Source organism: Kitasatospora sp. NPDC054795 (genome assembly GCF_053611565.1).
Genome location: NZ_JBSHAP010000217.1, coordinates 1 through 8,586 on the forward strand (window position 1 = coordinate 1; position 8,586 = coordinate 8,586).

An 8,586-nucleotide genomic window follows, 5' to 3' on the forward strand; every position below is an offset into this window, starting at 1 on the left:
GAGCCGGAGCGGCGGCCGGGGCGGCCGGAGCAGCCGGGGCGGCGGCGGGCGCGGCCGGAGCAGCAGCCGCGGCGGGTGCGGCCGGAGCAGCAGCGGGCGCGGGGGCAGCGGCAGGGGTCGGCGCGGGGCCGGCCTGGGTCGCGGCCTGGGTCACTGGGGTCACCTCGGTACCGGGCTTGTAGTCGGCGAAAAAGTCCCACCAGGCTCGGTCGACCGAGTTCGGGTCCTGGAGGTACTGCTGGTAGATCTCGTCGACGAGCCACTCATTGGGGCCGAAGCCAGTGGAGCTTGCCGAGCTGTTGGGGGTTTCAGGGGACTGTGGCGACACGGCGGCAACCGCCCTCTTCCGCTTCCTTTTGGGATGTTTGGACAGCGGGGATTAAGGCTACGCCCCTGACCAGTGATCGCGCAGTCCCCGAGGCCCAGGCGTCGCCCAGATCACAGTGCTGACCTGCACTTTGGCTGAAAAAGTGCGTTAGAAAGCCGCATCTGAGGGGAACCGATCGGTGCCGATCAGTGGGCATACCAGGACCAAACCGGACAAAAACTCGGTCGAATCCCTTAATGATCTTCGTATGCCTCTGTGTCGGATCTGTGACAAATGTCCCGACCGTCACCTGGGCGCGGTCCGGGCAGCCGGACCTCGATCCGGCAGCCGCGCGGGGACTCGGCCACCGCGATCCGCCCGCCGTGCAGGTCCACCGCCCAGCGGGCGATGGCCAGACCCAGGCCGGTGCCGCCGTCCGCCCCCGGTCCGGCGGCGGTCGCGGTGCCGCTGCGGCTGAACCGGTCGAAGACCCGGGTGCGGTCGGCCGGCGGGATGCCGGGGCCCTCGTCCTCGACTTCCAGCAGCAGGCCGCCCTCCTCGCCCTCCGGTCTCGCCCGCACCGTCACGGTGCCGCCGGGCGGGGAGTGCTTGCAGGCGTTGTCGACCAGGTTGGCGACCACCTGGTGGAGCCGTTCCGGGTCCGCCACGCCGGTCAGGCCGGTGGGGCTGACCTCCAGGGCCAGCCGGACGTCCCCGCGCCGGGAGAAGGCGCCGCCGGCCGTGGCGCCGTCCACGGTGACCCCGCGCAGCACGCCGTCCAGGAACTCGCGCACCTCGAAGGGGCGGGCGTCCAGGGCGACCACGCCGTCGTCGATCTTGGAGAGGTCGAGCAGGTGGGTGACCAGCCGGCCGAGCCGCTCGGTCTGCTCCAGCGCCGCTCCCAGGGTGGCCGGATTGGGCTGGACGACGCCGTCCACCACGTTCTCCAGGACGGCGCGCAGCGCGGCGATCGGCGTGCGCAGTTCGTGCGAGACGTTGGCGACCAGCTCGCGGCGGTGCCGGTCGGCGGCCTGGAGGTCGGCGGCCATGGCGTTGAAGGCGGCCGCCAGCTCGCCGATCTCGTCGCGCGAGCCCGCCTCGACCCGGCGGGTGTAGTCCCCGGAGGCCATCGCGCGGGCGGCGGCCGTCATCTCGCGCAGGGGGGCGGTGAGCCCGTGCGCGAGGAACTGCATGAAGAGCAGCGAGGCGATCATGGAGAAGATCATGATGATCCGGATCTGGGTCTCGGACCGGATCGCCACGACCACCATCCCGGTGGCCAGGAACACGGAGACGATCACGAGCAGGGTGAGTTTGCCCTTGATCGAGCGGACCGGATCGAGCGGCCGGATGTCGGCCCAGACCCGGCGGGCGGCGCGGGCGGCCAGGTTCTGCTGCCGCGTGCCGTCGGATTCCCCGTTGCGTTGCTGTGGAAAGGTCATTGTCCCCTGTGGTCCCCGCGTCGTCCCCCCGCGTGGTGGCACGGCGTCGTCCGGACACGGGCCCCCCGGTGGCCCGTCGCCCGATCAATGCCGTCAGGAGAGCGGGGCCTCCAGGGCGTAGCCGACACCGTGGACGGTGCGGATCCAGCTGGCGCCGATCTTCCGGCGCAGCGCCTTGACGTGGCTGTCCACCGTGCGGGTGCCGGACGCGTCGGTCCAGTCCCAGACCTCGGCCAGCAGCTGCTCGCGGGTGAGCACGGCGCGCGGCTGGGCGGCCAGGCAGGCGAGCAGGTCGAACTCGGTCGGCGTCAGGTGGACGTCGCCCGAGGCCAGCCGGACCCGGCGCTGCACGTGGTCGATCTCCAGCTCGCCGAACCGCAGGCTGCCCAGCGCGGGCGTGCGGGCGGCCTGCTGGGCGCGCTCGACGCGGCGCAGCAGGACGTTGACGCGGGCGGCCAGTTCGCGCATCGAGAACGGCTTGGTCATGTAGTCGTCCGCGCCCACGCCGAGGCCGACCAGCAGGTCCGTCTCGTCGTCGCGGGCGGTCAGCATCAGCACCGGCACCGGGCGCTGGGCCTGGATCCGGCGGCACACCTCCAGCCCGTCGAAGCCGGGCAGCATGATGTCGAGGACCACCAGGTCCGGCTGCCAGGTGTGGAAGCCGTCGACCGCGCCGGGGCCGTCGTGGGCCACGGCGACCTTGAAGCCCTCGGCGCCCAGCCGGGCGGCGATCGACTCGGCGATCGTGGGCTCGTCCTCCACCACCAGGACTCTGCGCTGGCTGCTCACAGTGCCACCGGTGTTGTGGTTGTCCTGCTGAATTTCTGTCACGGTCACGCCACCGCCCCCAGGGCTGCGGGCCGGCCACCTGTGGGGATGGCGGGGCTCCGCTCGTAGTCTTGTTCCGTCGTGGACTGTGCCGGGTCCGCCGTCCCGCCGCGCGATCGGGAGCCGAGGACGGATGGTCGGCCGCCCACGTCTCCCGCGCACTTCGCAGCGTACGGACAGTGGATGCTTCCCGGCAGGTGGACCGGACGTTTCCGGCCCGTGGGCCGGCTGTCGGGCCGCCCTCGGACCCACTGCACGAGTGGGCACGGGCCGATACCTTACCCGGCGAATTTTCACTGCGTAACGGTACGTATGCAGTTCAGTTGACGCCAAGTCGCCGGTCAGAGGCCCTACTGTCGCGTTGTGGGGGAGAAGGTCTGGACCAATTTCGGGAATCCCGCCGTCCGCTACGGCGGTGTTCTTCACGGGCTTTTCCCAGGTGCCTCTCAGAACCTCGACGTACCGTGGCCACGACAACACCCGACCGGGCGGAACACGCGGCGCGCGCCGGTACGTTGGGCCCGGGCGGGGAGCCGGTGGCTGCGGCGTGGAGCGGAGGCGTCATGGCGGGACTCGGACGGAGTGCCGACGGGTGCGGGGTCGCGGGAGCGCCCTATGGAATGCTCCGCCTCGGGCTGCGTACCGGCGTCCTCCAGTGGCTGCTGGGGCGGGTGCCGACACCCCGGAGCACGCCCTTCACGCTCGGGTACCTCGCCGTCGTGGGTGTCACCACGACCTTCGCCCGGCTCGCCGACCCGGAACTCGTCCAGCGGCTGCAGGAGGCCTCCAGCTCGGACGGGCACAACCTGCTCCAGCATCCTTTGCGCGCTCTTGTGCTGAGCGGATTCTGGGTGGCCGGCGAGGTGTGGATGCCCTACCTGTGGGGATTCGCCCTCACTCTCGCCCCGCTGGAGCGCAGGGTCGGTCCGGCCCGGGCGGCGGCGGTGTTCGCGGTCGGGCACGTCGCGGCCACGCTGCTCTCCCAGGGGGTGGTGATCACCGCGGTGGAGACCGGGCGGATGGCGCCCGAGGCGATGGACCACCTGGACATCGGGGTCAGCTACGGCGTGCTCGCCTGCCTGGGCGCCGTGGCCGGGCTGCTCTCCTGGCGCGGGCGGCTGCTCGCGCTGGGCGGTGCGGGGCTGATGATCGCCCAGCAGATCGCCGCCGACAGGGACGTGATCACGGGGGTGGGGCACCCGGCCGCGGTGCTCACCGGGGTCGCGCTGTGGCGCTGGCTGCGCCGGGTCGAGCGGCGCCCGCCCCGGCCGCGTCCGGCCGTCGCGACGGCCGCCGGCGGTGCGTCCGCGCGGGTGTGGACGGTGCGTTGACGCCGTCGTCCGGCCGGGGCCGTCCGGGCCCCGGGGGTCTCGTGCCGGGGTTCCCCGAGGTGCGCCCGTCCCTCTCTTGACGGAGTCGGGCGCGGGCTTCCTGGCCCGGTTCGTGTTCGCTCACGGCGAACAGAATGCCGGGAACATCCGGCGCCCGCCAAGCCTTAGTCAGGTCGACTCAAGTTCACTGACTGGGGAGAGATCATGGCATCGACGTCCACACCGCTCACCCTGCCCGTGCTGCCGCTCGACGACGAGGTCGTCCTGCCGGGCATGGTCGTGCCACTGGACCTGAAGGACGCCGAGGTGCGCGCCGCGGTCGAGGCCGCCCGGGCCGCCGCCACCGGCACCGGCAAGCCGCAGGTCCTGCTGGTCCCGCGGGTGGACGGCTCGTACGCGGCGGCCGGCACCCTGGCCACCGTGGAGCAGGTCGGCCGGCTGGCGGACGGCGATCCGGCGGCGCTGGTGCGCGCCGTGCGCCGGGTCCGGATCGGGGCCGGCACCACCGGCCCCGGCGCCGCCCTCTGGGTGGAGACCACGCCGTTCCGGGAGTCTTCGGTGGGCACCCCGGTGGCCGGCCGGGCCGCCGAGCTGGTCAAGGAGTACAAGGCGCTGTCCACCCAGTGGCTGCGCAAGCGCGGCGCCTGGCAGATCGTCGACCGGGTGGCGCAGATCGAGGGCGTCGGCGAGCTCGCCGACAACATCGGCTACGCGCCCTTCGCCACCGCCGAGCAGAAGCTCAAGGTGCTGCTGGAGGCCGACCAGGTCGCCCGACTGGAGTACGCGCTCACCCTGCTGCGCGACCACCTCGCCGAGGAGGAGGTCAACGACACCATCCGCAAGGACGTCGAGGAGGGCGTGGCCAAGCAGCAGAAGGAGTTCCTGCTCCGCCGCCAGCTGGAGGCCGTCCGCAAGGAGCTGGCCGAGCTGAACGGCGGGGCGGCCGACGAGGAGGGCGACTACCGCGCCCGGGTCGAGGCCGCCGACCTGCCCGGCAAGGTCCGCGAGGCCGCGCTCAAGGAGGTCGACAAGCTGGAGCGCTCCTCCGACCAGTCGCCCGAGGGCTCCTGGATCCGGACCTGGCTGGACACCGTCCTGGAACTGCCCTGGAGCGAGCGCACCGAGGACGAGTACGACATCGCCGGCGCCCGCGCGGTGCTGGACGCCGACCACACCGGCCTCGACGACGTGAAGGACCGCATCGTCGAGTACCTGGCCGTCCGCAAGCGCCGGGCCGACCAGGGGCTCGGGCCGGCCGGCGGCCCTCAGGAGGGGCAGCGCGGAGCGCTTCCCACCAGCGGCACCAGCGGCACCAGCGGCACCGGCGGGCGACGGGCGGGCGGTGCGGTGCTGGCCCTGGTCGGCCCGCCCGGCGTCGGCAAGACCTCGCTCGGCGAGTCGGTGGCCCGTGCCATGGGCCGCAAGTTCGTCCGGGTCGCGCTCGGCGGCGTCCGGGACGAGGCGGAGATCCGCGGCCACCGGCGCACCTACGTCGGCGCGCTGCCCGGCCGGCTGGTGCGGGCGATCAAGGAGGCCGGCTCGATGAACCCGGTCGTCCTGCTCGACGAGATCGACAAGGTCGGCTCCGACTACCGGGGCGACCCGGCCGCCGCCCTGCTGGAGGTGCTGGACCCGGCGCAGAACCACACCTTCCGGGACCACTACCTGGAGGTCGAGCTCGACCTCTCCGACGTCGTCTTCCTCGCCACCGCCAACGTGCTGGAGGCCATCCCCGGGCCGCTGCTCGACCGGATGGAGCTGGTCCGGCTTGACGGCTACACCGAGGACGAGAAGGTCGCCATCGCCCGCGACCACCTGCTCCCGCGCCAGCTGGAGAAGGCCGGTCTCGGCGGCGGGCAGGTCACCGTGGACGAATCGGCGCTGCGCAGCCTCGCCGGGGAGTACACCCGGGAGGCGGGCGTGCGCACCCTGGAGCGCTCGATCGCCCGAGTGCTGCGCAGGATCGCCGCGCAGGCCGAACTGGGCGAGCGCGAGCTGCCCGCCCACGTCGGCCCGCAGGACCTGCGCGCCCTGATCGGCCGCCCGCACCACGTGCCGGAGTCCGCCCAGGAGCCGGCCGAGCGCCGCACCGCCGTCCCCGGCGTGGCCACCGGCCTCGCGGTGACCGGTGCCGGCGGCGACGTCCTCTACATCGAGGCCTCGCTGGCCGACGCCGAGACCGGCGGCACCGGGCTGACCCTCACCGGACAGCTGGGCGACGTGATGAAGGAGTCCGCGCACATCGCGCTCTCCTACCTGCGCTCGCGCGGCGCCGAGCTGGAGCTGCCGGTCACCTCGCTGCGGGACCGCGGCGTGCACCTGCACATCCCGGCCGGGGCCGTCCCCAAGGACGGGCCGAGCGCGGGCATCACCATGACCACGGCGCTGGCCTCGCTGCTCTCGGGCCGCAGGGTGCGCACCGACGTGGCGATGACCGGCGAGGTGTCGCTGACCGGGCGGGTGCTGCCGATCGGCGGGGTGAAGCAGAAGCTGCTCGCCGCCGACCGGGCCGGGGTCACCACGGTGATCATCCCCAGGCGCAACGAGGCCGACCTGGACGACGTCCCGGCCGAGGTGCTGGGGCGGCTCACCGTCCACCCGGTGGCGGACGTGCGGGAGGTGCTGGAGCTGGCGCTGGAGCCGGCCGGGGCCACGGTGCTGGTGGCCGCCTGACCGCCGGCCCGGGCCGCCCGCACCGGCGGCCCGGGCCACGCGCCGGCGCTCCGGGAGCCGCCGGTCCGACGGCCGTCGGCGACCCGAAGGGGCCACCGGCGGTCTGAAGGGCCGGCGGTACCCCCGCGTGCGAGACTGCGGAGATGCCGTCCCCCACGCAGCGCGCCCTGGCCCGGGTGCCCGACCGGCTGCGCCCCTTCCTGGTGCGCCACCGCCGGCTGGTGAAGTTCCTGCTGGTCGGGAGCGGCTGCTTCGTGCTCACCACGGTGATCAACTTCGAGCTCAAGTTCACGGTGCTGGAGCACAAACCGGTGGTCGCGCTGACCGTCGCGACCGTGATCGGCACCGCCGCCTCGTACGTGCTGAACCGCCGCTGGGCCTTCCGGGCCGCCGGCCGCAAGCGCGAGGTGCTGATGTTCGTCCTGGTCAGCGCCGTGGCGATCGCCCTCAACGACGTGCCACTGGTGGTCTCCCGGTACCTCCTGGACCTGCGCGAGCCGTACGTCGGGCCCTTCGAGCAGGAGGTCGCGGACTTCCTCAGCGGGATGGTCGTCGGCACCTTCGTGGCAATGCTGTTCCGCTACCGGGCGATGCGCCGGTGGGTCTTCGGCCCGCCCGCCGGGCGGACCCGGGCCGAGCCCGTCCCGGTGCCGACGGCGGTGCCCCCGGAACCCGACTACGCTGCACCCGGGATGCCACCGGATGTGCCGTAAAGGGGCGAGGTGAGCCTTATGCGTGAGCCGGATCCGGTCCGGACCGGGCCCGCCAGCCAGCAGGGGATGCGCCGGGCCAACCTGGCCCTGGTGCTCGGGACGATCGCGGGCGGACCGCGCTCGCGCGCGGAGGTGGCCGCCGGGACCGGCCTGACCAGGGCCGCCGTCTCCTCGCTCGCCGAACAGCTGATCGCCGCCGGCCTGGTGGTCGAGGAGGGCCCCGCCGCGCCCAGCGGCAAGGTCGGCCGCCCCGGCACCGCGCTCGGCCTCAACCCGGACGGGCCCGGCGGCCTCGGCGCCGAGATCGGGGTGCGCCACCTGGGAGCCTGCGTGGTGGACCTGCGCGGGGAGGTCCGCGCGTGGCGGCGCCGGGAGGTCTCCAACCACGGGCGCGAGCCCGCCGCCGTGCTGGCCGACCTCGCCCACCTGCTGCACGAGGCCGTCACCGAGTCGGGGCTGCGCCCGGCCGGGCTCACCCTGGCCGTGCCCGGGCTGGTCGGCGGCTCCGGCGGGGTGCTCCAGCGGGCCGCCAACCTGGGCTGGCAGGACGTCCCGCTGGCCGCCGCGCTGCGCCCGGCGCTGCGCACGGCCGGCGGCGGCCTGGCCGGGCTGCCGATCGAGGCCGACAACGAGGCCAACCTCGGCGGACTGGCCGAGCGCTGGCTGGGCGCGGGCCCGGACGACTTCCTGTACGTCTCCGCCGAGGCCGGGGTGGGCGCGGCGATCGTGGTCGGCGGCCGGCTGCTGCGCGGGGCCGGCGGCTTCGCCGGCGAGTTCGGCCACGTGCCGGTCCACCCCGACGGGCCGCGCTGCGCCTGCGGTGCGCACGGCTGCCTGGAGCAGTACGCGGGCGAGGCGGCGGTGCTGCGGGCGGCCGGTCTGACCGGAGCCCGGGGCGACTGGGTGGCGCTGCTCGCCGACCGGGCCGGGGCCGGGGAGCGGGCCGCCCTCGCGGCGCTGGCCGGGGCCGGTGCCGCGCTCGGCACCGCGGCCGCCGGCGCGGTCAACCTGCTGGACCCGGCCGAGGTGGTGCTGGGCGGCGGCTACGCCCGGCTGGCGCCCTGGCTGCTGCCCGCGATGCGGGCCGAACTGGCCGCCCGGGTGACGGTGCGGCCCTGGTCGGAGGACCGGCTGACGGTCTCCCGGCTGGGCCGCCGGGGCCCGCTGCTGGGCGCGGCGGTGCGGGTCGTCCGGGCCATCGTGGCCGATCCGGGGCCGCTCGCGGCGGGGTGAGAGCCGGCCGGGCCGTCGTGGCCGACCCGGCCGACCCGGCCGACCCTGCGGGGCGCCGG

7 protein-coding genes are annotated in these 8,586 nt (G+C 74.4%); 4 read left to right on the plus strand and 3 right to left on the minus strand.

What is annotated here, in order from left to right; all coding sequences use genetic code 11:
* The 3 genes from ACWGJO_RS40035 to ACWGJO_RS40045 form a co-directional block, all read right to left on the minus strand.
* Positions 1 to 328: 2-oxoglutarate dehydrogenase E1 subunit family protein (locus ACWGJO_RS40035; RefSeq protein WP_452190662.1), on the minus strand; the 328-nt coding region annotated here is incomplete at its 3' end.
* A gap of 233 nt (positions 329 to 561) precedes the next feature.
* Positions 562 to 1,749 carry a sensor histidine kinase gene (locus ACWGJO_RS40040; RefSeq protein ID WP_452190664.1) on the minus strand — a complete coding sequence of 396 codons (1,188 nt, stop codon included), beginning with the start codon at positions 1,747 to 1,749 and terminating at the stop codon, positions 562 to 564.
* Between the two features lie 93 nt (positions 1,750 to 1,842).
* The gene (locus ACWGJO_RS40045; protein WP_030057574.1) at positions 1,843 to 2,580 is read right to left on the minus strand and encodes a response regulator transcription factor; all 738 of its coding nucleotides are present in this window, start codon (positions 2,578 to 2,580) and stop codon (positions 1,843 to 1,845) included.
* Between the two features lie 617 nt (positions 2,581 to 3,197).
* On the opposite strand from ACWGJO_RS40045, the gene ACWGJO_RS40050 reads away from it, so the two are divergent.
* The 4 genes from ACWGJO_RS40050 to ACWGJO_RS40065 all read left to right on the plus strand — a co-directional run bounded on the left by ACWGJO_RS40050 (position 3,198) and on the right by ACWGJO_RS40065 (position 8,527).
* A complete protein-coding gene (locus tag ACWGJO_RS40050) occupies positions 3,198 to 3,908 on the plus strand; it encodes a rhomboid-like protein (RefSeq protein ID WP_452190666.1) in 711 nt (236 codons plus the stop codon).
* A 204-nt stretch (positions 3,909 to 4,112) separates the two neighbouring features.
* A complete protein-coding gene (gene lon, locus ACWGJO_RS40055) occupies positions 4,113 to 6,581 on the plus strand; it encodes an endopeptidase La (protein ID WP_452190668.1) in 2,469 nt (822 codons plus the stop codon).
* A gap of 143 nt (positions 6,582 to 6,724) precedes the next feature.
* Entirely contained in the window at positions 6,725 to 7,294 is a 570-nt protein-coding gene (locus tag ACWGJO_RS40060) for a GtrA family protein (protein ID WP_452190670.1), read from the plus strand.
* 18 nt (positions 7,295 to 7,312) lie between these two features.
* Positions 7,313 to 8,527, plus strand: a complete 1,215-nt coding sequence (locus ACWGJO_RS40065; RefSeq protein ID WP_452190672.1) for an ROK family transcriptional regulator — start codon at positions 7,313 to 7,315, stop codon at positions 8,525 to 8,527.
* Positions 8,528 to 8,586 lie beyond the last annotated feature (59 nt).